Source organism: Virgibacillus ndiopensis, from assembly GCF_900187325.1.
In the GTDB taxonomy this organism is placed as follows: Bacteria; Bacillota; Bacilli; order Bacillales; family Amphibacillaceae; genus Virgibacillus_E; species Virgibacillus_E ndiopensis.
This window is the reverse complement of the sequence record NZ_FZMZ01000003.1, coordinates 310,151-334,414: the sequence shown is the minus strand read 5'-3', so window position 1 is coordinate 334,414 and position 24,264 is coordinate 310,151. Positions and strand designations below refer to the sequence as shown.

Sequence of the window (24,264 nt, the reverse complement as noted above, 5' to 3'; positions counted from 1 at the left end):
AGTACGAAAGAAATACAGGTAGTGCAGAAACGCCAACTGCCTATTTGGGGAATTTCGGTTAGACCGGTTTGTCTAACCGGGGTTTCGACGTTTTTAAGGAGGGTTTTATGAATGATTGAAATTGAAAAACCAAAAATAGAAACGGTAGAGATCAGCGATGATGCCAAATTTGGGAAATTCGTCGTCGAACCGCTTGAACGTGGATATGGTACTACTCTAGGAAACTCCTTGCGTCGTATCCTATTATCCTCACTTCCAGGTGCTGCTGTTACTTCTGTTCAAATTGATGGAGCGTTACATGAGTTTTCAACAATCGATGGAGTTGTTGAAGATGTAACAACTGTCGTTCTGAACTTGAAGAAACTAGCTCTAAAAATTTACTCCGATGAAGAGAAAACACTAGAGATTGATGTGCAAGGAGAAGGTAAAGTTACGGCTGCAGATTTAACATATGATAGTGATGTGGAAGTACTAAATCCTGATCTACCGATTGCTACTATTAGTGGTAAAGGAAGCTTGTACATGAAAATAACTGCAGAGCGTGGTCGAGGCTATCGTCCAGCAGAAGCAAACAAGCGTGAGGATCAGCCAATTGGTGTTATTCCAATTGATTCTATTTTTACACCAGTATCACGTGTAACGTATCAAGTCGAGAACACTCGTGTGGGGCAAGTTACCAACTACGATAAATTAACATTGGATGTATGGACAGATGGAAGCATTCGTCCTGAAGAAGCTGTTTCTTTAGGTGCCAAAATCTACACGGAGCATCTTAATATTTTTGTAGGTTTAACAGACGAAGCACAGAATGCAGAAATAATGGTAGAAAAAGAAGAAGATCAAAAAGAAAAAGTAATGGAAATGACAATTGAAGAGCTTGATTTATCTGTTAGATCTTACAATTGTTTGAAACGTGCTGGAATTAATACAGTTCAGGAGCTTTCAAATAAATCTGAAGAAGATATGATGAAAGTACGTAATCTAGGTCGTAAATCTCTTGAAGAAGTTAAAGTTAAACTTGAGGATCTTGGCTTAGGGTTGCGTAACGACGACTGATCGATAATACAGACACCTTTAGACTTTCAGGAAAAGGGAGGGATAGTCCATGGCTAGAAAATTAGGTCGTACAACAGACGCTCGTATGGCACTACTTCGCAACCTTGCATCTGATTTAATTATACATGAACGTGTTGAAACAACAGAAGCAAAAGCGAAAGAATTAAAATCTGTAGTAGAAAAAATGATTACGCTTGGAAAACGTGGTGATCTGCATGCACGTCGTCAAGCAGCAGCTTATCTTTACAACCAAGAAGCAAGTGAAGACGAAAGCGTTATTCAAAAACTTTTTAATGACGTTGCTGCACGCTACGAAGATCGTCAAGGCGGATATACTCGCGTTCTTAAGCTAGGAGCTCGTCGCGGTGATGGAGCAGAAATGGCAATTATCGAACTAGTTTAATGAAGCATATACGGGTTAAGGGCAGGACTGAATCTCTTCTGAGAGGTGAATCCAAGCCCTTTTTTTGTAGTAATAAAAAATGTAGCGGGCGTTAACAGCGAGGGGGCATAGTCAAGGGACCGCAGAGCACATGGTCCTGGCGCTCGGAGTGTCAATTGACTATGGCAGTACTCGCTGCTAGCCCAACGCACAACTGGCTTGGTTGAAAGGCGTAGACGACCGGGAAGAGTAGGACGCATAAGCAAGTGGCAGAATATCAGCTGGAGAGTGAAAACATCGGCAAGAGAGCAGAAATATCGGCAGGAGACGTAGAAATATCAGCCGGAGAAGCAGAAATATCGGCAGGAGAAGCAGAACATCGTCCGGAGAGCAGAAACATCGGCAGGAGAACCGGAACATCGTTTGTTGAGGAAAACATCAATATTGCCGATTGGATTTGATTTTATTAACTAGAATTTAGTTAAATGTTCCCAGTATTATCAACTGATTAAGCAATATATCGATCGCACTAGTATTATATCAACCCACACCCAGGCCATGGAGCCGAGTTAGAGGAGGTAGAGCATAATGAGAAGGAAATTTATTGAGTTTAGAAATGTATCATTTCGATATGGAGATGAGGAGCCTTGGGTGTTAAAGAATTGCTCGTTTGAAATCTATGAAAATGAGTGGATTGCTGTTATCGGTCATAATGGTTCAGGCAAGTCCACAATAGCAAAACTCATGAATGGATTGTTATTTCCACAAGAAGGCGAAATTATTATTAATGGACAAAAGGTGAATGAAGAAACTATTTGGGATATCCGAAAAGATGTTGGAATGGTTTTTCAAAATCCGGACAACCAGTTTGTTGGTACAACTGTACAAGATGATGTGGCATTTGGTATGGAAAACCGTGGATTTCCACGTGAAGAAATGGTCCAGCGTATTGAACAAAATTTAACTGCTGTTGGTATGCAGGATTATCGGCTGACGGAACCACATAGATTGTCTGGAGGACAAAAGCAACGAGTTGCAATTGCAAGTGTATTAGCTATTTCTCCACAGGTTCTTATACTGGATGAGGCTACTGCAATGCTTGATCCAAAAGGTCGTATGGAAATTATGCGGACGGTGTCTAAAGTACAAGAGGAGCATCAGATTTCTTTAATTACAATTACGCATGATCTTCAAGAGGTTGTCCAAGCTGAACGTGTACTTGTTATGAACAAGGGAGAAATCTGGGATGAAGCAACACCAAGAGAGATTTTTGCCAAAAAGGATGCATTACGCGAAATAGGTCTGGATGTACCATTTGTTGCTACATTAACTGATGAACTGAAACAGGCGGGTATTTCCATTACGAATGAACCCTTAAATCAAGAGGAATTGCTGGAGGACTTATGGACATTACATTCAAGAACGTAAGCTATATATATCAACGTAACACCCCGTTTGCGCACAAAGCAATTGAAGATTTATCGTTTCATATACCATCGGGTTCATTTGTAGCTATTATTGGTCATACTGGATCTGGGAAATCAACGCTCATCCAGCACTTGAATGGTTTGGTGTCTCCAAGCTCCGGTGAAGTGACGATTGGTGAATACCGGCTTACAGATGAAGAGAAACCTAAAAGGATGAAAGAACTAAGAAGTCGCGTTGGTGTGGTTTTTCAGTATCCAGAACACCAATTGTTTGAAGAAACAGTAGAAAAAGACATTGCATTTGGTCCGCAAAACTTCGATATACCGAAAGCAGACATCAATAAACGAATAAAAGAGGTAGTACCTAAAGTAGGTCTTCAAGAAGAACTCCTCAAAAGGTCCCCATTTGAATTAAGTGGCGGACAGATGCGACGTGTGGCGATTGCTGGGGTTTTAGCGATTAAGCCAGATGTTCTTGTCTTAGACGAGCCAACTGCAGGACTTGATCCACGTGGACAAAAAGAAATGATGGATATGTTTTATACGATGCATAAAGAAGAAGGCTTAACGACTGTTCTTGTGACACATAGTATGGAAGATGCCGTTAAATACGCTGACCACGTTATTATTTTAAATAATGGTACAAAATATATGGAGGGTAAGCCGGAAGATGTTTTAACGCAACAGGAGGCTTTAAATAAGGTACAGTTGGATGTCCCTGAGGCAGTGCAATTTTTACAATCGTTTGAAAAGCGGTTTGGTGTAACAATTCCGTTTACACGTCAATCAACTAAGGAAATTGCTCAATCGATTCAGCGATATATAAAGGAGGCTGGATCACGTGAGTAGCTCTCTTATTATTGGACAATACGTTCCAGGGAATTCAATTGTTCATCGATTAGATCCTAGAACGAAAATTACAGTGATATTTTTCTTTGTCTTTATTGTATTTTTTGCAAATTCTGTTCTAAGTTATACGACGTTAACGGTCTTTGCTTTGGTAACTGTAATCATTACTAAGATACCTATTCGCTTCATTATGAAAGGTTTAACACCTGTATGGTTTCTAATTATCTTTACGTTTATCTTGCACTTAATTGTGACAAAAGAAGGAACTGTTTTATTCGATATTTTTGGATTTAATATTTATACAGGTGCACTTATACAAGGTTTTGCTATTTCAATGCGGTTTTTCTTACTAATTCTTGTTACATCGTTATTAACGTTAACAACAACGCCGATCGAAATAACAGACGCGATAGAGGAAATGCTGCATCCTTTGAAAAAAATTAAGTTTCCTGTTCATGAACTCGCATTAATGATGTCGATATCGTTACGTTTTATTCCAACGCTTCTGCAAGAGACAGAAAAAATATCACGGGCACAGGCATCACGAGGGGTTGATTTCAAAACTGGCCCATTAAAAGAACGGATTAAAGCGGTTGTTCCTTTATTGGTACCACTTTTTGTAAGTGCGTTTAAACGTGCTGAAGAATTGGCCATGGCTATGGAAGCCCGTGGTTATCAAGGGGGAGAAGGACGGACAAAATTACGCGAATTAAAAATAGAAAAAATCGACATTGCCGTATATATACTATTTACGTTAGTCATTGCTATCGTATTATATACACGTAGTTAATAAGTGGGACAGGGGGTCAGTCCCATTGTCCCATAGAAAGGCTGGATGAATGATGGGTAAGATTAAATGTGTAATAAGTTATGATGGTACAAATTTTTCGGGGTTCCAAATCCAGCCTAAAAAACGTACCGTGCATGGCGAATTAGAAAAAGCATTACTGAAAATTCATAAAGGTTTACACGTTCGAATTCATCCTTCAGGGCGAACGGATTCGGGGGTACATGCTAAAGGACAGACAATTCATTTTGAAACACCTTTTCAAATACCGTTAGACAATTGGAAAAGAGCGCTTAACACACTTTTGCCTGATGACTTATATGTAAATGCTGTAGAAGAAGTATCAGAATCGTTTCACGCTCGTTATGATGTGATTGAAAAGGAATATCGCTATTATGTATGGAATGAAAAAGAAACAGACGTGTTCAAGCGAAATTATGCCTATCAATTTCGATACCCGCTAGATGTAACAGCGATGCAGCAGGCATGCAGTTATTTAGAAGGAACGCATGATTTTACCACATATTCTTCTGCAAAGGCGACTACGAAGGGAAGTAAGGTACGAACACTCTACCAGGCAACATGTGAGAAAAATGGCAGTGAAATTGAATTTATTTTTCGAGGAAGCGGCTTTTTATACAATATGGTTCGTATTATTGTAGGTGCGATGCTAGATGTTGGTCAAGGGCGACGTAGTCCAGTTGATATAGCAGTACTACTAGATAAAAAGGATCGTAGGCTTCTAGGAGAGACTGTACCACCTCAAGGGCTTTATTTATGGGGAGTTAAATATGAGTCGATGTAAGAAATTGACTAACTTTGGCTAATTGATTTTTTTCATCAAAATATATGTTACTATTTAAAAAATAGAACATAATGAGGTGTAAAAGGTGAAACGAGCTAATGAAGAAGTTAAATTGTTACCTCGAGATGCGGAATTCACACTTGGTCTCATTGGAGGTATTTTAGGACTTCTCTGTTCTCTTCTATACATTTATTTTACCTTTTCATTGGCTGACAAGTGGGTAGTTGATTTTTTCATACCGGGACTTACGCGAGTAATTGCTTCGCTTGTAGCAATATGGATGGCTTTTAAAGTTCAATATGAAGCAAAAAAAGCTGGAGCAATATTTATTGTTTGTGGAATATGGCTGCTGTTACTCGCAAATGTTACAAAGCCAGCAGGAATTATTTTAATAATTACTGGATTTATGTGTTTATATAGAAAGTAGAAATATTTCCTGTGAAATAATGCATTATTAATTTCTACTTGGACTTGACATTACACCCCTATTTGGTATATTATGATCTATGGCATTTTATTTCTAAAACCGCGATTAGCCCCGGAACTAATTGTGTTGAAGATATAGGAATAACGAATTAAAACGAATTATGAAATTTGGAGGGAAACCAACATGCGCACAACTTTCATGGCGAATGAAAACAATATTGAACGCAAATGGCTCGTTGTGGATGCTGAAGGAAAGCGACTAGGTCGTTTAGCAAGTGAAGTTGCTGCAATCCTTCGTGGTAAGCATAAACCGACTTATACGCCACACGCTGATACAGGTGATAATGTAATCATTATCAACGCTGAAAAAATAGAATTAACAGGTAACAAAATAAATGACAAAATATACTATCGTCATACAAACTACGCAGGTGGATTGAAAGAACGTAATGCAAACGAAATGCGTACAAAATACCCTGAGCAAATGCTCGAGATTGCTGTAAAAGGTATGCTTCCTAAAGGTTCTCTTGGCCGTAAAATGGGTAAAAAATTGCACGTTTACAGAGGTTCTGAACACAACCATCAAGCACAAAAACCAGAAGTTTACGAGCTTCGTGGATAATTAAAAGGAGGTAAATCAATTGGCACAAGTACAATACTACGGCACAGGTCGTCGTAAAAGTTCAACTGCACGTGTACGCTTAGTTCCTGGAACTGGCCGTGTGGTAATCAACGATCGTGAAGCTAAAGACTATTTTCCATATGAAACACAACTATTAATTTTGAATCAGCCTCTTGCGGCTACTGAAACAGAAGGCACATATGATGTGTTGGTAAACGTTCATGGTGGAGGATTTACTGGCCAAGCTGGTGCTATCCGCCACGGTATCGCTCGTGCACTTCTACAAGCGGATCCAGAATATCGCGGTTCTCTAAAACGCGAAGGATACCTAACTCGTGACGCTCGTATGAAAGAACGTAAAAAATACGGTCTTAAAGGCGCTCGTCGTGCACCACAGTTCTCAAAACGTTAGGATATTACGTTACAAAAGCTCTTTTTCCTTTATTGGAAAGAGGGCTTTTTTGTTTGGAGAATTTTAAACTAGTCTATCCAAAATAAGGTAAAATTACCTATTGTTTTACAAATATACAAAAATAATAGAATTTTATCGAATATTACGTTAAAATTAACTCATCATTACAAAATTAAGAAGAGTTTACATAGAAAAGGATGTAGCTAATGACCTATTACATTAACTTAATTAAAATGCTCTTCAACATGGACGATCATTTATATCGTATACAAAAGGCTGAAAAGCTAAATAACATTTGGAAGGTAAGTGCATTGCTGATATTATTTGGTGCGCTTATTTATGCTTGGACAGCATACTTAGGATTAGGAACAGACATTATTTCGGGAAATGCGACAACATTAAGTGAAACAGAATACGAACAGAGTAAATGGTGGTTTGTTGTTGGAAGAATGGTATTTGCAATTCTGCTCATTATATTATTGTTGTTTATCCCGTCACTTATCTATTACCTTATAACGGGCATACCTTATCGCAAATTAATGATTATGCAGCAGCTTGTTATTCTAGTAATGCTTGCTGATCGAGTAATATGGATCCCGCTTATGGTTTGGTGGGGCTTGGATTGGTATGTTTCACCGTTGTCATTAGGTGTAATTACATCTTATTTCACAGATATTTCTTGGGTTATTTACTTTTTCGGAGCAATTTCACTTTTTCAATTATGGATTATTTGGTTCCAGGTAAAATACTTAGGCCACCTATCTACCGTTAAAAAGAATTGGCTTTGGGTTAGTGTGATATTTTTACATATTGTTTATTGGATTCTAGTATCTGGATTAGCTTTTGTTGATGTTTATTTGATAAGTGGGTGGTTTGAATGAAGCGTAGAAGAGTCATCATGTCTTGTATCGTTCTATTCATAGCTGTAAACGTCGTATTGATAGCGTTTGACAAAGATGGGAAGGTTGATAGGAAATCATACGTAAAAGATTGGTCAGAGACGTTTAAGGCAGATATGTTTGTAAAAATGGACAAGGATGGAGTTCTTGCCTCAGTAAAAGAAAACAACGTCTATTTTGATAAGGAGCTTGGAACCTTTCAAGAATTTTTAGTTGAAGAAGGTACACAAGTAAACGTTGGAGACGAACTTTTTACATATCGAGCTAATAATTATTATGAAACAAGACAAAATTTAGAAAGTGAACAAGAACAAATCAATGGAGAATTGGATGCAATTGAAATGGCTATCTCAACCATGTCAACGTTTCAGGTGCCACAAATAAATTTACATATTAATGATGATGAAGGGAAACAAATTGGTGAAACAACGCTACCTTCAGTCGAATCTGAGTATATGAAAAAGCAATACCTTGCAGAAAAGGAGAAAGAATTAGCACAAAAAACTGCACAGCTTGAAAGTGTTCAATCACAGTTAACCGAGCTTGAAGCAAGCGGTGAAATCATAACAGTTAAAAGTGCTTATGCAGGTAAGGTATCCATGCTTTCACAAATGTTAAGTGATCCAATTATCACCATTCAGGATGCACAACTACATGCAATAGGTGAGTTGGCTGAAGAGGAGCGGCTAAAGATTGAGCAAGGGATGGCTGTTGAGATAACAGTAAAAGAAAATCAAACATTCTTTCAAGGATCCATTAATAAGGTTGATGAATTACCTAAAGAAGTAGAAATAAATGGTCCAAGTGTCTATCCATTCAATGTAACTTTTTCGCCGGATTCCGAAATTGAAAATTTGCTTCCTGGCTTTCATACAAACTTAGCAATCACCATAAAAAAATCACTTGATGCTACGGTGGCTATGGAGGAAGCTTTATTTGGTAATCACTTATGGACGATGACAGATGAAGGGAAGTTGCATAAACAAGAAGTGGAAACCGGTATTAAAATGAATAACAAGAGCGAAATAACAAAAGGAGTGAAACCGGGAGAGTTGGTGGCGGAAGCTTCAAATGATCAATTCCGTTCTGAGGCAACATTCATTACACCTTTAAAATTGGAACATATTCAGTGGAATAAAATTTTTGATTCTAAGGATAAAAATCGAATAGAAAATATCGTTACAGGAATTTTATCAAGATAAATAGCTTGTCATAAACCTACACCTCGTCCCATAAAATGAAAGCAGAACATAATAAGGGGCGAATGCAATGGGGCGTGTCAGAAAAAAAATATATTGGGTGATTGGGTTAATTGTTTTAGCAATACTTGTGCAATATCCTATTCAAAAAAGTGAAAGTACATGGAAAACGTGGTCGACGCCACTTTCGGGTAAAACTATTGTCATCGATCCTGGCCATGGTGGTCCTGATGGTGGAGCGGTTGGTAGTGATGAAACACTGGAAAAGGATATTGCATTAAAGGTAGCCAAAAAGCTTCGAAATTATTTGCAACAGGCGGGTGCATTAGTTTACTTGACGAGAGAAAAGGACACGGATTTAGCGGAAAAGGATACGAAGGGATTGGCGCGCAGAAAAGCAGAAGATATTCGTAAACGTCTTGCTTTTATTGATGAGAAACAGGCTGATTTTTTTGTGACGATTCACCTGAACGCTCTTCCATCGACCCGTTGGAGTGGTGCGCAAACTTTTTACTATCCGAAATTTGAAGAAAGTAAGCACTTGGCGAAAATGATTCAAGCGGAAGTTATCCGTAATTTAGAAAACACCACACGACAGGCGTTAGCAATTAATGGTATTTATCTCTTAAAGCATGCAGAAGTCCCAGGTGCACTTGTTGAAATCGGTTTTTTATCAAATAAACATGAACGTGAATTGCTGAAACAGGACGAATATCAGCACAAAATGGCAGGTAGTATTTACGAAGGCATATTACGTTATGCAACGGATGATAAGGAAGAAGAGAAATAAGTTCCTTTAGCCACGTCAGTATAGACTTTGGACACTTTAACATGGGTATTCATCACTTCTTTTATTTTTGAAGTTGCCTATGATTCAAATCACTTAGATTTTGTGTGATTTGTGTTATACTAGCGTTGGATATATTAAAGGTGGAATTAGCCTATGATGCCTGTTCCATTAATGCTAGGAAAGGGATGGTGAATTACGTGTTAACAAAAGAAGATGTCGTACAATTGCTTAACTCGGTTAAAGATCCGTTTTTACATAGAACGTTAGCAGAAACTAACGGTGTAAAAGAAGTTACAATAAAGGAAGAGAAGAAGCATGTTAGTGTGAAAGTAGGTATTGGTAAAACAAATACCGCTGAGCAAATGCAGTTACAACAAGAAATTGTTGGTATCTTAAAGAAAAATGGTGCAACCACTGTCGGCTTGCGCTTCGAACAATTATCTGATGAAATCATTCAAAAATTTCAACCTGCTGCCGAACAGGAACAAGAAGCATCTTTAATGGGTGGAAATTCCAAGACGAAATTTATCGCTGTTGCTAGTGGTAAAGGTGGTGTTGGGAAGTCTACTGTTACTGTTAACTTAGCTATGTCATTAATGCGGCTTGGTAAAAAAGTCGGGATCATCGATGCTGATATATACGGATTCAGTATCCCGGATATGATGGGAGTCGAAGAACGACCTATCGTCCGTGGAGAAAAAATTATTCCAGTTGAACGGTTTGGTGTAAAAGTAATTTCAATGGGCTTTTTTGTTGAAGATAATTCTCCAATTATTTGGCGTGGACCAATGCTTGGTAAAATGCTAACTAGCTTTTTTAAAGAAGTAGAGTGGGGTGAGTTAGACTATTTACTTCTTGACTTACCACCAGGTACTGGAGATATAGCAATGGATGTTCATGAAATGCTTCCATCCTGTAAGGAAGTTATCGTAACAACGCCACATCCAACGGCTGCATTCGTAGCTGCTCGTGCTGGTCAAATGGCATTGAAAACAAACCATAAGATATTGGGTGTTGTGGAAAACATGGCTTATTTTGAAAGTAAAAAAACTGGGGAAAAAGAACATGTATTTGGACAAGGTGGCGGCAAAAAGCTTGCTGAAGTATTAAAAACACAAGTTCTTGGGCAATTACCTTTACAACAACCATATGATGATGAAGATGTGTTTGCTCCTTCCGTGTATCAAGAGGATCATCCACTTGGGAAGGAATACCATAAGATAGCGGCTAAAATTGTAGCTAAAGTTGAGGAATAAAAGAGAGGTGGCTATTGTCACCTCTTTTACTTCTTAAGAGCTTAGCTACCACCAGCACCACCGGCACTACCACTTCCTCCTTGTCCTTGTCCACCTTGTCCTTGCTCGCCGCCACCTTGTTCTTCTGATTTTCCTCCTTCTTTTTGTTTACCTTGTTCTTCTGCTGCTTTTAACAATATATCGGTGATTTTAGCTTGAAATAATGGTGTTTCCAATGTTTGTTTTATTGTGTCCTCTAAATGGGAGCGGAACTTTTGGCCTTTTATAACTTCAAGTATTTGGTCGGAGATTTCGGGGTTTTGCAATAAGTCGAGCATTTGTTTTTGGAAATCTGAGTCATTCATTAATTCCTTCATCAGTTTTTTTTGCTCATCTGACATTGACTTCGCAAATGTCTTAACAAATTCTGGATCACTAAATAGCTTTTTCCACATTTCTTTCCCTTTATCAGAAGCTAGAACTTCATTTAAGGACTTCTTAACAACATCTGCTTGAATGACAAGCTGTTGTTTCATTTTCTCATCAGACAATATTTCTGTAAGTGCTTTTTTTCCATCTTCTGTTTGTAATATATCAACAACCATTTTTTTCGTTGTGTCATAATCTGCTTTTTCACCAGCTGCGCTTTGACCATTACACGCGCTAAGTGCCAGTAATGATAAACTAACCAATGAAATGAAAATTAAACGAAGCATCTGAAATCCTCCTTCCTTTACATGTTTAATATGAGAGAAAAAAGACAAAAATATGCACTTCATTAAGGAAAAAAGGACTTGTTCGTGGTAGAATACCATTGAATGTAATTTACGCTGAAGATACTTTTTATTGGAATACATAGCTTTAATGGCAGGAGGAATTTAGATTGAACAGTCGTAAGTGGGTAAGGTTGTTTTTAACAACTTTAGCAATTGGAGGTGTAGCTGGAATTATTACCAGTTTTTTTGTAAAAACTGCTTCCTATACAAAATGGTTAAATCCATTTGACTTTATGGAATTATTAGGCTTGCTTGTATTTTTTATGGGGTTAGGTTTTGTATTTAGTTTAGTAAGTCAAACAGGCTTTTTTGCTTATTTGTTTATTAATCAGTTTGGTTTAGGATTGTTTCGTACATTTTGGCCAACGGTACAAGTATTATTAATCGTCTTTGTTGTGTTTGATTTGGTATATTTTCCTTATAATGCAGCAGATGGAGAAGGACCACTTATTTTGTACATTGTCATGGCAGCTGCAATATTAATCTACGGTTGGATCATTGCAAAAATAAAAGCGAATCAAACGAACCAACGTGCATTCATACCAGCATTATTTTTAATGGTTGTTATGACGGCAGTAGAATGGGTTCCTGGTCTACGTACAAGTGGTACTGATTATGCATGGTTGATGATTGTTCCTTTGTTGGCTTGTAATACGTATCAATTGCTTGTTCTACATCGTATTACAAAGACAGATACCGAAAAAGCGCCTAAGGGAAATAAAAAAATAAACCCTACAAATGCGGGTCAAAGTAAATAATATACTGTTTTATACCCTGATGAAGGTAATTTTTAATGCCATCATGGGGGTATTTTTAATCCTGCCTATTATTCAATTAATTCTGAGTTGGCGTGTGCCTGATTAATTAATTCAGACATGGAAACAAAATGAAACCCTTTATTTTTTAATCCAGGTAAAATGGTTTTTAATGCGTTTGCTGTCTGTTTTACAGAATCAGATGCATGTAAAAGTATAATGTCTCCATTGGACGCTCTTTTCATTACGGTATCTATAATCTTATTTGTTCCCGGGTTCTTCCAATCGTTCGGGTTTACATTCCAATGAATAACTTTGAATCCCATTTCTTCAGCTAATTTAATTATTTCTTTGTTAAAATGTCCGCTTGGTGGACGTAAAAGATTGATATCTTTAAGACCAAGCTTCTCAAATGCCTCTCTTGCTTTTAGTAAATCTTTTTTTACTTGTTCGATATCTTGCTCGATATAGCTTTTATATCGATATCCCAGCATACCAAGTTCGTGTTCCGATTTGGTTATTTTTTCTATGATTTCGGGGTGTCTCTCTGCCCATTCACCACTAACGAAAAAGGTAGCTTGTACATGATCTTGTTCAAGTCGTTTTAAAATATCAAAGACCCTTTCCTCGCCCCAGCTGATATTAAATGTTAAAGCTATATTAGTCTCATTCGCATTTCCCTTTGATAATGCAACAGGTTCCTCCTCTGATGAAAAGACGGAAAATGCACCATCTTGCTCAAACCAAAAAAATGTGGCAGTAAATAAAGCGACTAGTACAATAACCAACCATCGCTTCCACTTATCAAATCGCCATACATAAAAATGTTCCATAGTCCACCTCCTGTTTGTCCTATATATATTTAGTTTATGAATGAATAGACGTAATATGAACAAGCTTGGGATAAAAACGATGGAAGTGGATAGGATAAAAATAGACTTTGAAAAAATTATCAAAAAGAGGATAAAAAGGAAGAAAAAAGAGAAAAAGTGTTCTTAGCTACAAGTTTCTTAAAGTTCGTGTATTATATATTTAGTTGCGAATTCGATGGCAACCGACAAAATTCGATAGTTGTTACGAATCAACTGTGATATAAGCGTATATAAAATGAATTCTATAATAGATAAAAATCTGGGAATAATGTGAGTCTAACTGATTAGCTGAAGAAGGTATGAGGTGAAAGTAATGTTAGGATTATTAATTAATGATATAGAACAAAAAGAAATGGAATATTTAGTGAGACGCGAATTAGAGGAATTATTAATGGATTTGGAAGATCACCGAATTGATCACATGGTAAAACGGGCAATGCGAGAAAGGTATCGAATCTTATTTCGATTATTCCGTCGTGTTGCAGATGAAAAAGAATGTTTAAAGTACATGCCGAAACAAACAAAAAATCAATAATATGGAATTTGGGAAATCTCGGTAATTATTATACAGGAGTCGTTGTTGAACTTCTATGGAATACCACAGCGAGCAATTTCTGTGGTATTTTAATGCGTAAAATTAAAGAAAATATTTCTTAGAATATTTTTTGCTGTATTTTGTTGAATTCATGTAAATTATATGCTATATTAATTTCTGTTGTCACAAACATTAATAAAGTTTTGGTTACATAAAAAGATTTTATTTCTTTTAAAAAACTGTTGACAATTATTTTTGACCATGATAGACTATATCTTGTCGCTAAAAACGACGAAAGAAAAAATTGATCTTTGAAAACTGAACAAAACAACCAGTATGTCAAGAAAAACATGAATTGTTTTTCGAATAAAACAGGTTAAAAGATAACGATAGATTTTATCTGTTTGTATCTTTTAAACTCTGATTTCAATTTTAGCTAAGACTAATAATAAGATTGACGTAAGTCATCTTATTTCAAACTTTTTTGGAGAGTTTGATCTTGGCTCAGGACGAACGCTGGCGGCGTGCCTAATACATGCAAGTCGAGCGCGGGAAGCAAACTCTGCCCTTCGGGGCGTGCGTTTGTGGAACGAGCGGCGGACGGGTGAGTAACACGTGGGCAACCTGCCTGTAAGACTGGGATAACCCCGGGAAACCGGGGCTAATACCGGATAACACTTTTCATCACATGGTGAGAAGTTGAAAGGCGGCACTAGCTGTCACTTACAGATGGGCCCGCGGCGCATTAGCTAGTTGGTGGGGTAATGGCCTACCAAGGCAACGATGCGTAGCCGACCTGAGAGGGTGATCGGCCACACTGGGACTGAGACACGGCCCAGACTCCTACGGGAGGCAGCAGTAGGGAATCTTCCGCAATGGACGAAAGTCTGACGGAGCAACGCCGCGTGAGTGATGAAGGTTTTCGGATCGTAAAACTCTGTTGTTAGGGAAGAACAAGTACCGTTCAAATAGGGCGGTACCTTGACGGTACCTAACCAGAAAGCCCCGGCTAACTACGTGCCAGCAGCCGCGGTAATACGTAGGGGGCAAGCGTTGTCCGGAATTATTGGGCGTAAAGCGCGCGCAGGCGGTCTTTTAAGTCTGATGTGAAAGCCCACGGCTTAACCGTGGAGGGTCATTGGAAACTGGAGGACTTGAGTACAGAAGAGGAGAGTGGAATTCCACGTGTAGCGGTGAAATGCGTAGAGATGTGGAGGAACACCAGTGGCGAAGGCGACTCTCTGGTCTGTAACTGACGCTGAGGCGCGAAAGCGTGGGGAGCGAACAGGATTAGATACCCTGGTAGTCCACGCCGTAAACGATGAGTGCTAGGTGTTAGGGGGTTTCCGCCCCTTAGTGCTGAAGTTAACGCATTAAGCACTCCGCCTGGGGAGTACGGCCGCAAGGCTGAAACTCAAAAGAATTGACGGGGGCCCGCACAAGCGGTGGAGCATGTGGTTTAATTCGAAGCAACGCGAAGAACCTTACCAGGTCTTGACATCCTCTGAACATGGTAGAGATATCGTTTTCCCTTCGGGGACAGAGTGACAGGTGGTGCATGGTTGTCGTCAGCTCGTGTCGTGAGATGTTGGGTTAAGTCCCGCAACGAGCGCAACCCTTGATCTTAGTTGCCAGCATTAAGTTGGGCACTCTAAGGTGACTGCCGGTGACAAACCGGAGGAAGGTGGGGATGACGTCAAATCATCATGCCCCTTATGACCTGGGCTACACACGTGCTACAATGGATGGAACAAAGGGCAGCGAAGCCGCGAGGTGAAGCAAATCCCATAAAACCATTCTCAGTTCGGATTGTAGGCTGCAACTCGCCTACATGAAGCCGGAATCGCTAGTAATCGCGGATCAGCATGCCGCGGTGAATACGTTCCCGGGCCTTGTACACACCGCCCGTCACACCACGAGAGTTGGCAACACCCGAAGTCGGTGAGGTAACCTTTTGGAGCCAGCCGCCGAAGGTGGGGCCAATGATTGGGGTGAAGTCGTAACAAGGTAGCCGTATCGGAAGGTGCGGCTGGATCACCTCCTTTCTAAGGAATATAACGGAACGCTGAAGGGTTTCACTTACGTGAACGCTTCGGTAAGGACATACATGGTTGTTTGGTTCAGTTTTGAGAGATTGATTTCTCATTCATATTAGCATAGATGGGCCTGTAGCTCAGCTGGTTAGAGCGCACGCCTGATAAGCGTGAGGTCGGTGGTTCGAGTCCACTCAGGCCCACCATCTATAATAACGTGGGGCCTTAGCTCAGCTGGGAGAGCGCCTGCCTTGCACGCAGGAGGTCAGCGGTTCGATCCCGCTAGGCTCCATTTTTGTACCTTGAAAACTAAATAAGAGTAAGACATTCAACGACATCAAAGTAAAAGGCGTAAGCGACTGTTTAGTGGCACACGCATAAGAAAGGGACCGTAAAGCACTGGTTTTGTGCTTGGAGTGTCCATTGCTTATGACGGGAGCCGCTAGGAGCTGAAGCTAGATTAAATGTAAGTTCTTAATTCTTAAACAATAGTTAAGTGAATAAGGGCGCACGGTGAATGCCTTGGCACTAGGAGCCGATGAAGGACGGGACTAACACCGATATGCCTCGGGGAGTCGTAAGTAGACTTCGATCCGAGGATTTCCGAATGGGGGAACCCACTGTTCGTAATGGAGCAGTATCTATATCTGAATACATAGGATATGGGAGGCAGACCCGGGGAACTGAAACATCTCAGTACCCGGAGGAAGAGAAAGCAAACGCGATTTCCCAAGTAGCGGCGAGCGAAACGGAATTAGCCCAAACCAGAAAGCTTGCTTTCTGGGGTTGTAGGACACTCCATTGGAGTTACAAAGGAATTCTTTAGATGAATCGATCTGGAACGATCAGCCGAAGCGGGTAAGAGCCCTGTAATCGAAAAGGAGTTCTCTCCGGAGTGTATCCTGAGTACGGCGGAACACGAGAAATTCCGTCGGAATCTGGGAGGACCATCTCCCAAGGCTAAATACTCCCTAGTGACCGATAGTGAACCAGTACCGTGAGGGAAAGGTGAAAAGCACCCCGGGAGGGGAGTGAAAGAGAACCTGAAACCGTGCGCTTACAAGTAGTCGAAGCCCGTTAATGGGTGACGGCGTACCTTTTGTAGAATGGACCGGCGAGTTACGATCGTATGCAAGGTTAAGTAGAAGATACGGAGCCGCAGCGAAAGCGAGTCTGAATAGGGCGAATGAGTATGCGGTCGTAGACCCGAAACCGTGTGATCTACCCATGTCCAGGGTGAAGGTCAGGTAACACTGACTGGAGGCCCGAACCCACGTATGTTGAAAAATGCGGGGATGAGGTGTGGGTAGGGGTGAAATGCCAATCGAACACGGAGATAGCTGGTTCTCTCCGAAATAGCTTTAGGGCTAGCCTCAAGAATAGAGTACTGGAGGTAGAGCACTGATTGGACTAGGGGCCCTCACCGGGTTACCGAATTCAGTCAAACTCCGAATGCCAGCTACTTAGACTTGGGAGTCAGACTATGGGTGATAAGGTTCATAGTCGAAAGGGAAACAGCCCAGACCGCCAGCTAAGGTCCCAAAGTATACGTTAAGTGGAAAAGGATGTGGAGTTGCCCAGACAACCAGGATGTTGGCTTAGAAGCAGCCATCATTTAAAGAGTGCGTAATAGCTCACTGGTCGAGTGACTCTGCGCCGAAAATATACCGGGGCTAAACGTATCACCGAAGCTGCGGATTGTTCTTACGAACAATGGTAGGAGAGCGTTCTAAGTGCAGCGAAGTCAGACCGTGAGGACTGGTGGAGCGCTTAGAAGTGAGAATGCCGGTATGAGTAGCGAAAAAAGAGTGAGAATCTCTTTCACCGAATGCCTAAGGTTTCCTGAGGAAGGCTCGTCCTCTCAGGGTTAGTCGGGACCTAAGCCGAGGCCGAAAGGCGTAGGCGATGGACAACAGGTAGATATTCCTGTACCACCTCATGAGCGTTTGAACGATGGGGGGACGCAGTAGGATAAGGAAAGCGCACTGATGGATAGGTGCGCCCAAGCAGTAAGGGAGTTGGATTGGCAAATCCGTCCAACAATTCTGAGCTGTTACGGGGAGGGAACTAGAGTACCGAAGTTCCTGATTCCACACTGCCAAGAAAAGCCTCTAGTGAGTTCATAGGTGCCCGTACCGCAAACCGACACAGGTAGGCGAGGAGAGAATCCTAAGGTGAGCGGGAGAACTCTCGTTAAGGAACTCGGCAAAATGACCCCGTAACTTCGGGAGAAGGGGTGCTTCTTTTATGGAGAAGCCGCAGTGAATAGGCCCAAGCGACTGTTTAGCAAAAACACAGGTCTCTGCGAAGCCGAAAGGCGAAGTATAGGGGCTGACACCTGCCCGGTGCTGGAAGGTTAAGGGGAAGCGTTAGCACTTCGTGCGAAGCGTAGAACCGAAGCCCCAGTAAACGGCGGCCGTAACTATAACGGTCCTAAGGTAGCGAAATTCCTTGTCGGGTAAGTTCCGACCCGCACGAAAGGTGCAACGACTTGGGCACTGTCTCAACGAGAGACCCGGTGAAATTATACTATGCGTGAAGATGCGCATTACCCGCGACAGGACGGAAAGACCCCGTGGAGCTTTACTGTAGCCTGATATTGAATGTTGGTACAGCTTGTACAGGATAGGTGGGAGCCATTGAACCCGGAGCGCTAGCTTCGGTGGAGGCATCCGTGGGATACCACCCTGGCTGTATTGACCTTCTAACCCAGGACCGTAATCCGGTTCGGAGACAGTGTCAGGCGGGCAGTTTGACTGGGGCGGTCGCCTCCCAAAAGGTAACGGAGGCGCCCAAAGGTTCCCTCAGAATGGTTGGAAATCATTCGCAGAGTGTAAAGGCACAAGGGAGCTTGACTGCGAGACCTACAAGTCGAGCAGGGACGAAAGTCGGGCTTAGTGATCCGGTGGTTCCGCATGGAAGGGCCATCGCTCAACGGATAAAAGCTACCCCGGGGATAACAGGCTTATCTCCCCCAAGAGTTCACATCGACGGGGAGGTTTGGCACCTCGATGTCGGCTCATCGCATCCTGGGGCTGTAGTCGGTCCCAAGGGTTGGGCTGTTCGCCCATTAAAGCGGTACGCGAGCTGGGTTCAGAACGTCGTGAGACAGTTCGGTCCCTATCCGTCGTGGGCGCCTGGAAGTCTGAGAGGAGCTGTCCTTAGTACGAGAGGACCGGGATGGACACACCGCTGGTGTACCAGTTGTTCCGCCAGGAGCATAGCTGGGTAGCTACGTGTGGTAAGGATAAGTGCTGAAAGCATCTAAGCATGAAGCCCCCCTCAAGATGAGACTTCCCATCACTTCGAGTGAGTAAGATCCCTCAGAGACGATGAGGTTGATAGGTCCGAGGTGGAAGCGTGGTGACACGTGGAGCTGACGGATACTAATAGATCGAGGACTTAACTATATATTTTTGATTCGTTGATGATGAAACTCTTATTTAGTTTTTAGGGTACAAAATGTATTACTATAAAGATATGTCTGGTAGCAATAGCGGAGAGGACACACCTGTTCCCATGCCGAACACAGTAGTTAAGCTCTCCAGCGCCGATGGTAGTTGGGGCTTTGCCCTTGCAAGAGTAGGACGCCGCCAGGCAATTTTTATATCTTTTTTGTTATATATTGATTTAATTTGTACATAATATATTTAGTACACAACTATACAATGTCATCATTTTTTCTTCAAAACAGTTTATGAAAATGATATAATAATTTTACATTGTTCCACAGTAGCTCAGTGGTAGAGCAATCGGCTGTTAACCGATCGGTCGTAGGTTCGAATCCTACCTGTGGAGCCATTTTAATGCTTCCATAGCTCAGCCGGTAGAGCACTTCCATGGTAAGGAAGGGGTCAGCGGTTCAAGTCCGCTTGGAAGCTTATACTATAAGCGTTGATATTAAAGGCTTTTACTCAATTTTGGGTAAAAGCCTTTAATCATTTATTGAAGGTTTTGCCGACAAATAAATGGCTTATCTGCAAATGTGATGAAATGAAACGTTTCTATAAAGAAAAGAACACAATATATCTATTTCTTTCCTAGTTAATGCAACTCATGCCGAGGATGCTGCAGGTACTGCTGAATCAGACGCGAAATCCTATGCAGATACACAAGGTGAAGGTGTTTATCAGGATTCTACATTGTACACAGACCAACAAAAGCAAAATTTAAAAGAAAACATTGAGAATGGGCAAGTTATTGTTCCAGCTTCTTCTTTGGAAGGTGCTATTCAACTGGCAACTAACTTATTAAAGAATGCGACCTCAACTATTTATACAGATAACAGCGGTAATTTCTATTTTGTAGACGGTGATTACGTTGTGCGGATAACGTTAGAAGGTATTGGTATCTCAACAAATGGCATAAATGGACCGTTTACCAACACCTTAACAGGTCAAGGTCTGAACGTGAACGCTTCGGCTATTTTTACCGGGGCTCTGAATGCTGACAAAGTAACAATAGCAAACGGAGTTGTAACCATAAATAAATAGCGAAGGTGTAAACGTTAAAGACGGTGCTTTTACGTTGGAGGATTCGATATCGGGAATAAAGTCAATTGTGCGTGAAAATAATAATCTTTTATTCGACCATTCCTTCGAGTTCTTGCAACCGACAGGCGCAAGCGATCCTATCGGTGATTATGCGGGGCTGTTTAGTGTAGATACTAGTTCTCTACATGACTATGTGTGTGCTTAGAACAATTCCAACCCTGCTGATAAACATTAGTAGAAAAGGAAATTGAATACCAAGTAAAAGAGGATGTCCATGCGCCAATGATCCTAACGCTAGAGGGCATGACAACAACTTGTGTTTCTGATTCAAAAAAAGTTAGCTGGGGATCAGAACCTTATGGATCAAGGGTATCCTCGCCATCACGGTACAGGCATTATGTTTCTTATTGAAATCAATTTCTAAGTTTACAAAAACCTCTTTTGTACAGAATCATACATCTCCCACTCTTCCATCATATTCAGAATCAGTTCTTTTATATCACGAATCCTTACCTCTCCACATTCTTTTTTATCCATCAAGCTGCACAAAGCTATAAGGTCTAGTAATTTAGCTTTTTGAAGCCATTTGTCTGGTAATGTGCCACCACTATTTTGATAGCTCGAGATAAACGAAGATAGAAAGTGAGTATGGTGTACATCTTCGTATCTCAACATATTACCTATATCCATTAAAGGAGAACCACTAAAAGCATACTCCCAATCCAGTAGCCCGGTAATATTTATGTTATTATGGCTGTTTTTAGCTAAAATATTTAATGGGTTAAAATCACCATGTACAAGTGAGTTTTGTTTACCAAGGTTGTCAATTAAATAGGCATGTTTTTTGGCAAAGTGAAAAATCCTATTGCTTAAATTTGAACCCAGTCGTGTTTTAGCACGTCCTTTTATACTACTTTCTTCTATGTACATTAAAAACTTATTCGCATCTAGTTTCACGAAATCTTGTATATTTAAGTGCTTATCAAAGAAACCTGAAGATGGAAATGTGATTCTATGTACTTTTGCCAATAAATCTCCTGCTTCTTTTGCTGCATTTGAAATTACGTCTTTATTTCTCTTATTAAGTATTTCAGAAAGCTGATTCCCATGAACCCAGCTTAATAAAATAAATGGGTAATCTATTATAGTACAAGAAGAATCAGAATAAAGCGGCTGAGGTACTGGAATTTTATCCTCTAGAATAGTTAATATGTCTCTTTCAATGTTCATGCTAATATTATTTTCCTTATTATATATTCGTAAGACAAATTTTTCATTAGTGTCTGTTGTAATTTTTAAGTTGGAATTATTTAGCCCTCCACTTAATGCTTGGATTCGATTGATTTGCTTTGCTTTTAAGAATGGGTTTAACATATTTTTAACTGTATCTTTGTCTGGGGTTATCAATTTGTATGTGCGCTCCCAACCAGCTTTCATCTGAATACCTCCTAAGCTATTTTATTCGAATTCTATATTTGATAAAAATAACGTTTGCCAATATTTTAACATGGAAAAATACTTTGTCCGAAAAACGATCCTTAATTTTGCTTAAACATTTTATATATACCTAACAAAATGATGAATACGATAAACGCTAACATACAGAGATTAGTATAATACCATATACCTGTTACAACCAGAAAAATACTAGACCATGAGATTACAATATGATGAATAAAAAATTTCCAATAACGAAAGTGTGGGTAATCATAAGGTAACTCTGGTGTTATTAATGCCATAAATGCAGGAATAATACCTATAAAAAATGTAATTTGAATTAATTGACTCTAAAAGAAATACGGATTTTGGCTCTAGGGTTACAGCATCAAACCTTTTCCTAAGATAAAATCAATATATAGTGATCTATATCACTTCTAATAACTATATGTTGTGTTATGATGATAAAGGAATGACATGAGATACATAACTAAAAAGTCTAAAGGAGAGGTTTGTAAATGTTCCAAAACACGATTGATATTATTAACCAATTCATTTCGCTTCAAGAAAACAAGCAAACAGATTATCTCAAGCATGAGAATAGTAATTATGTTTATTCCTTACCACTCTTAAGACATAATTTAACGAATCACGCAGAGGAAGAATTTCTTTTTAATCATATTCTTCCAACAAAAATAAAAGAGTTATATGATGAAGGAATTGTCTATGTGCACGATAAGCAGCTTGCGCCATATTGTGTATCTATTAGCTGTATGGACATTGCTACTAAAGGTATTCCATCACTGGCAAAAAATATGATTTCTTCCAAACCAACTAAGCGGATTTCAACTTTATTACGGCACTTTAGTAATGTTGTTACATTAGTATCACAACAGGTCTCAGGTGCAGTCATGCTAGCACAACTATCAACCATTGCAGCTTCATATTTGTATGATGAAGAAAGTCGTGGCATTACATACACTGATGAAGAACTCGTAGAACTGTTTCAAAGTCTTATCTGGGAACTCAATATGCCACTTAGATCTGGGGCACAAAGTAGCTTTTCTAATATTACATTAGAGTTCGGGAAACCATCTGAAGAAATAAAAGATCAATATATCATCATTGGCGGTGAAGGACGAAATATACAGTATAAGGATATACCAGCAACATACTTTGACCGTATAAACCAAGCTATTATTGATGTGATGAAAAGTGGGACTGGTAGTGATGGGATTCCTTTTACTTTCCCATTATTAACAGTGCAAATTGATGATTATTTTAATTATCAAAACCCATTATTTATCGAGCTATTGGATAAAATGTATCATTGGGGTGGCGTGTATTTTGAGAACTTTAAAACAAAGCCATTTGACAATCCATATTACAAAACATTAAATCCGCTAATTCAAGCAAAAGATCCTGAAGTAAGTAGAAGCCTCTGTTGCAGGTTACAAATCAACTTAGAGACACTATCCAAGGCTGGCGGTGGTGTTTTTGGATCATCAACAGGTTCCACAGGTGCTGTACAAGTGCTCAATTTAAACATGAATAGAGTGCTTATGGAATTTGGACATGACATTGATATTGTAAAAGTGAAGATACGTGAATATATGGAAATAATGCAGGAAGCTCACATGGAAAAGAGAAAGTGGATTGAACAAAACAAGGAATTATATCCGACTTTCTTCGCCTTTAATAAAGATCTTAAAAACTATTTTAATGTGTTTGCCCTTACTGGTATGAATGAAGGCCTCATAAATTTGGGGTATAGGGATGGAATTAAGAGTATAGATGGTAAAATGATTGCTCATGAGATTATGCAATACATGACAGAGATTGTAAATGAATTTATTGTGAGAGATAAAGTAGCATGTGGAATTGAGTATGCCCCAGCTGAAAATGCTGCTATCAAACTTGCACGCCATGACCTTAAATGGGCAAAGACAAATAACCGAGAAATTTTTTTACAAGGTGAAGGAGAAAATCCATACTTGACCAGTGGCTGTATGACACCATTTTCTGAAGAGGATTTCCTAGAACAATTGGAAAACAGTGCTGAATTCCAAGGCTACGCTACGTCAGGCAGTGTATTACATCATTTTCTTGAAGCTAAAGTAAAGCCAGAAGCCTTAGCAAAATACTTGGATAAAATATTTGATAAACCGATTAATTATATTACATTGACACCAACTATTACGTCTTGTATGAGTTGTGGTCAGAAAGTTATTGCTGAAGATGCAAAGAATATTCATCATTGCCCTGTCTGTAAATCAGAAGACATTGCAACGTTCAGCAGGGTTATTGGTTATTTAAAAATGATCTCTAGAAATAATATACATGTTGATGATAAAGGATATTATGAAGGGAAATATAACTTTTGGTCGAAGGCGAGAAGACGTGATTGGACGATTAGAAAACGATTAAAAGAAGATATGTTAGAGGAGGTTGTTCACCGCTAATTAGCGGTGCAT

The 24,264-nt window shown here is 39.9% G+C and carries 22 protein-coding genes, 4 tRNA genes and 3 rRNA genes; 25 read left to right on the top strand and 4 right to left on the bottom strand.

Translation table 11 applies throughout. The features are described 5' to 3' along the window. Positions 1–111: 111 nt before the first annotated feature. The 14 genes from CS937_RS01875 (at position 112) to CS937_RS01810 (ending at position 10,910) form a co-directional block, all read left to right on the top strand. Entirely contained in the window at positions 112–1,056 is a 945-nt protein-coding gene (locus CS937_RS01875) for a DNA-directed RNA polymerase subunit alpha (RefSeq protein ID WP_099156772.1), read from the top strand. A 49-nt stretch (positions 1,057–1,105) separates the two neighbouring features. After that, positions 1,106–1,459 carry a 50S ribosomal protein L17 gene (gene rplQ, locus CS937_RS01870; protein WP_099156771.1) on the top strand — a complete coding sequence of 118 codons (354 nt, stop codon included), beginning with the start codon at positions 1,106–1,108 and terminating at the stop codon, positions 1,457–1,459. A gap of 245 nt (positions 1,460–1,704) precedes the next feature. Beyond that, a complete protein-coding gene (locus tag CS937_RS01865) occupies positions 1,705–1,899 on the top strand; it encodes a hypothetical protein (protein WP_099156770.1) in 195 nt (64 codons plus the stop codon). 127 nt (positions 1,900–2,026) lie between these two features. Further along, entirely contained in the window at positions 2,027–2,866 is an 840-nt protein-coding gene (locus CS937_RS01860; RefSeq protein WP_099156769.1) for an energy-coupling factor ABC transporter ATP-binding protein, read from the top strand. After that, entirely contained in the window at positions 2,842–3,714 is an 873-nt protein-coding gene (locus CS937_RS01855; RefSeq protein WP_099156768.1) for an energy-coupling factor ABC transporter ATP-binding protein, read from the top strand. Before CS937_RS01860 ends, CS937_RS01855 begins: the two co-directional genes overlap by 25 nt. Continuing rightward, the gene (locus tag CS937_RS01850; protein ID WP_099156767.1) at positions 3,707–4,504 is read left to right on the top strand and encodes an energy-coupling factor transporter transmembrane component T family protein; all 798 of its coding nucleotides are present in this window, start codon (positions 3,707–3,709) and stop codon (positions 4,502–4,504) included. The genes CS937_RS01855 and CS937_RS01850 overlap by 8 nt, the downstream gene beginning before the upstream one ends. Positions 4,505–4,553: 49 nt before the next feature. Continuing rightward, on the top strand, positions 4,554–5,306 hold the full coding sequence (gene truA, locus CS937_RS01845; protein ID WP_218012831.1) for a tRNA pseudouridine(38-40) synthase TruA: 753 nt from the start codon (positions 4,554–4,556) through the stop codon (positions 5,304–5,306). Positions 5,307–5,391: 85 nt separating this feature from the next. Continuing rightward, complete coding sequence (locus tag CS937_RS01840; protein WP_099156766.1) at positions 5,392–5,733, top strand: DUF4064 domain-containing protein; 342 nt, start codon at positions 5,392–5,394, stop codon at positions 5,731–5,733. 183 nt (positions 5,734–5,916) lie between these two features. Continuing rightward, a complete protein-coding gene (rplM, locus tag CS937_RS01835) occupies positions 5,917–6,354 on the top strand; it encodes a 50S ribosomal protein L13 (RefSeq protein WP_099156765.1) in 438 nt (145 codons plus the stop codon). Between the two features lie 19 nt (positions 6,355–6,373). Beyond that, positions 6,374–6,766: a 30S ribosomal protein S9 gene (rpsI, locus tag CS937_RS01830; protein ID WP_099156764.1), complete on the top strand. Its 393-nt coding sequence runs from the start codon at positions 6,374–6,376 to the stop codon at positions 6,764–6,766. 206 nt (positions 6,767–6,972) lie between these two features. Beyond that, positions 6,973–7,647: a hypothetical protein gene (locus tag CS937_RS01825; protein WP_099156763.1), complete on the top strand. Its 675-nt coding sequence runs from the start codon at positions 6,973–6,975 to the stop codon at positions 7,645–7,647. Then, on the top strand, positions 7,644–8,867 hold the full coding sequence (locus CS937_RS01820; protein WP_099156762.1) for an efflux RND transporter periplasmic adaptor subunit: 1,224 nt from the start codon (positions 7,644–7,646) through the stop codon (positions 8,865–8,867). Before CS937_RS01825 ends, CS937_RS01820 begins: the two co-directional genes overlap by 4 nt. A gap of 67 nt (positions 8,868–8,934) precedes the next feature. Beyond that, a complete protein-coding gene (gene cwlD, locus CS937_RS01815) occupies positions 8,935–9,654 on the top strand; it encodes an N-acetylmuramoyl-L-alanine amidase CwlD (protein ID WP_099156761.1) in 720 nt (239 codons plus the stop codon). Positions 9,655–9,851: 197 nt separating this feature from the next. Beyond that, positions 9,852–10,910, top strand: coding sequence for an Mrp/NBP35 family ATP-binding protein (locus CS937_RS01810; protein ID WP_099156760.1), 1,059 nt, complete (start codon positions 9,852–9,854; stop codon positions 10,908–10,910). Between the two features lie 41 nt (positions 10,911–10,951). Here CS937_RS01810 and gerD read toward each other — a convergent pair whose 3' ends face one another. Further along, the gene (gerD, locus tag CS937_RS01805) at positions 10,952–11,605 is read right to left on the bottom strand and encodes a spore germination lipoprotein GerD (protein WP_099156759.1); all 654 of its coding nucleotides are present in this window, start codon (positions 11,603–11,605) and stop codon (positions 10,952–10,954) included. A 167-nt stretch (positions 11,606–11,772) separates the two neighbouring features. Between gerD and CS937_RS01800 the strand changes: the two genes are divergently transcribed. Further along, on the top strand, positions 11,773–12,423 hold the full coding sequence (locus CS937_RS01800) for a KinB-signaling pathway activation protein (RefSeq protein ID WP_099156758.1): 651 nt from the start codon (positions 11,773–11,775) through the stop codon (positions 12,421–12,423). Positions 12,424–12,491: 68 nt separating this feature from the next. On the opposite strand, the gene pdaB is transcribed toward CS937_RS01800, so the two are convergent. Then, positions 12,492–13,253 carry a polysaccharide deacetylase family sporulation protein PdaB gene (gene pdaB, locus CS937_RS01795; protein WP_099156757.1) on the bottom strand — a complete coding sequence of 254 codons (762 nt, stop codon included), beginning with the start codon at positions 13,251–13,253 and terminating at the stop codon, positions 12,492–12,494. A gap of 352 nt (positions 13,254–13,605) precedes the next feature. On the opposite strand from pdaB, the gene CS937_RS01790 reads away from it, so the two are divergent. The 9 genes from CS937_RS01790 to CS937_RS01750 all read left to right on the top strand — a co-directional run bounded on the left by CS937_RS01790 (position 13,606) and on the right by CS937_RS01750 (position 20,353). Beyond that, complete coding sequence (locus tag CS937_RS01790; protein ID WP_099156756.1) at positions 13,606–13,827, top strand: hypothetical protein; 222 nt, start codon at positions 13,606–13,608, stop codon at positions 13,825–13,827. Positions 13,828–14,308: 481 nt separating this feature from the next. Further along, positions 14,309–15,872 (top strand): 16S ribosomal RNA (locus CS937_RS01785). Positions 15,873–15,989: 117 nt separating this feature from the next. Further along, positions 15,990–16,066: transfer RNA gene (locus tag CS937_RS01780), tRNA-Ile, on the top strand. A gap of 13 nt (positions 16,067–16,079) precedes the next feature. Further along, positions 16,080–16,152 (top strand) — tRNA-Ala (locus CS937_RS01775). 198 nt (positions 16,153–16,350) lie between these two features. Continuing rightward, a 23S ribosomal RNA gene (locus tag CS937_RS01770) occupies positions 16,351–19,270 on the top strand. Positions 19,271–19,343: 73 nt separating this feature from the next. Next, positions 19,344–19,459: ribosomal RNA gene (gene rrf / locus CS937_RS01765) — 5S ribosomal RNA — on the top strand. Together the 16S, 23S and 5S rRNA genes with 4 tRNA genes alongside form the textbook arrangement of a ribosomal RNA operon. 127 nt (positions 19,460–19,586) lie before the next feature. After that, a tRNA-Asn gene (locus CS937_RS01760) sits at positions 19,587–19,661 on the top strand. Between the two features lie 7 nt (positions 19,662–19,668). Then, positions 19,669–19,741, top strand: a tRNA-Thr gene (locus CS937_RS01755). A 261-nt stretch (positions 19,742–20,002) separates the two neighbouring features. Beyond that, positions 20,003–20,353: a hypothetical protein gene (locus CS937_RS01750; protein WP_099156755.1), complete on the top strand. Its 351-nt coding sequence runs from the start codon at positions 20,003–20,005 to the stop codon at positions 20,351–20,353. A gap of 426 nt (positions 20,354–20,779) precedes the next feature. Here the strand turns inward: CS937_RS01750 and CS937_RS01745 are convergent, their stop codons facing one another. Both CS937_RS01745 and CS937_RS20035 read right to left on the bottom strand, forming a co-directional pair. Then, positions 20,780–21,790 (bottom strand): phosphotransferase family protein, encoded by a 1,011-nt coding sequence (locus CS937_RS01745; protein WP_099156754.1) that lies wholly within the window; start codon positions 21,788–21,790, stop codon positions 20,780–20,782. Positions 21,791–21,891: 101 nt separating this feature from the next. Then, positions 21,892–22,125 (bottom strand): TMEM164 family acyltransferase, encoded by a 234-nt coding sequence (locus tag CS937_RS20035; protein WP_483887741.1) that lies wholly within the window; start codon positions 22,123–22,125, stop codon positions 21,892–21,894. A 183-nt stretch (positions 22,126–22,308) separates the two neighbouring features. Between CS937_RS20035 and nrdD the strand changes: the two genes are divergently transcribed. Further along, positions 22,309–24,252, top strand: coding sequence for an anaerobic ribonucleoside-triphosphate reductase (gene nrdD, locus CS937_RS01740; protein WP_099156753.1), 1,944 nt, complete (start codon positions 22,309–22,311; stop codon positions 24,250–24,252). The last annotated feature ends 12 nt before the right edge of the window (positions 24,253–24,264 follow it).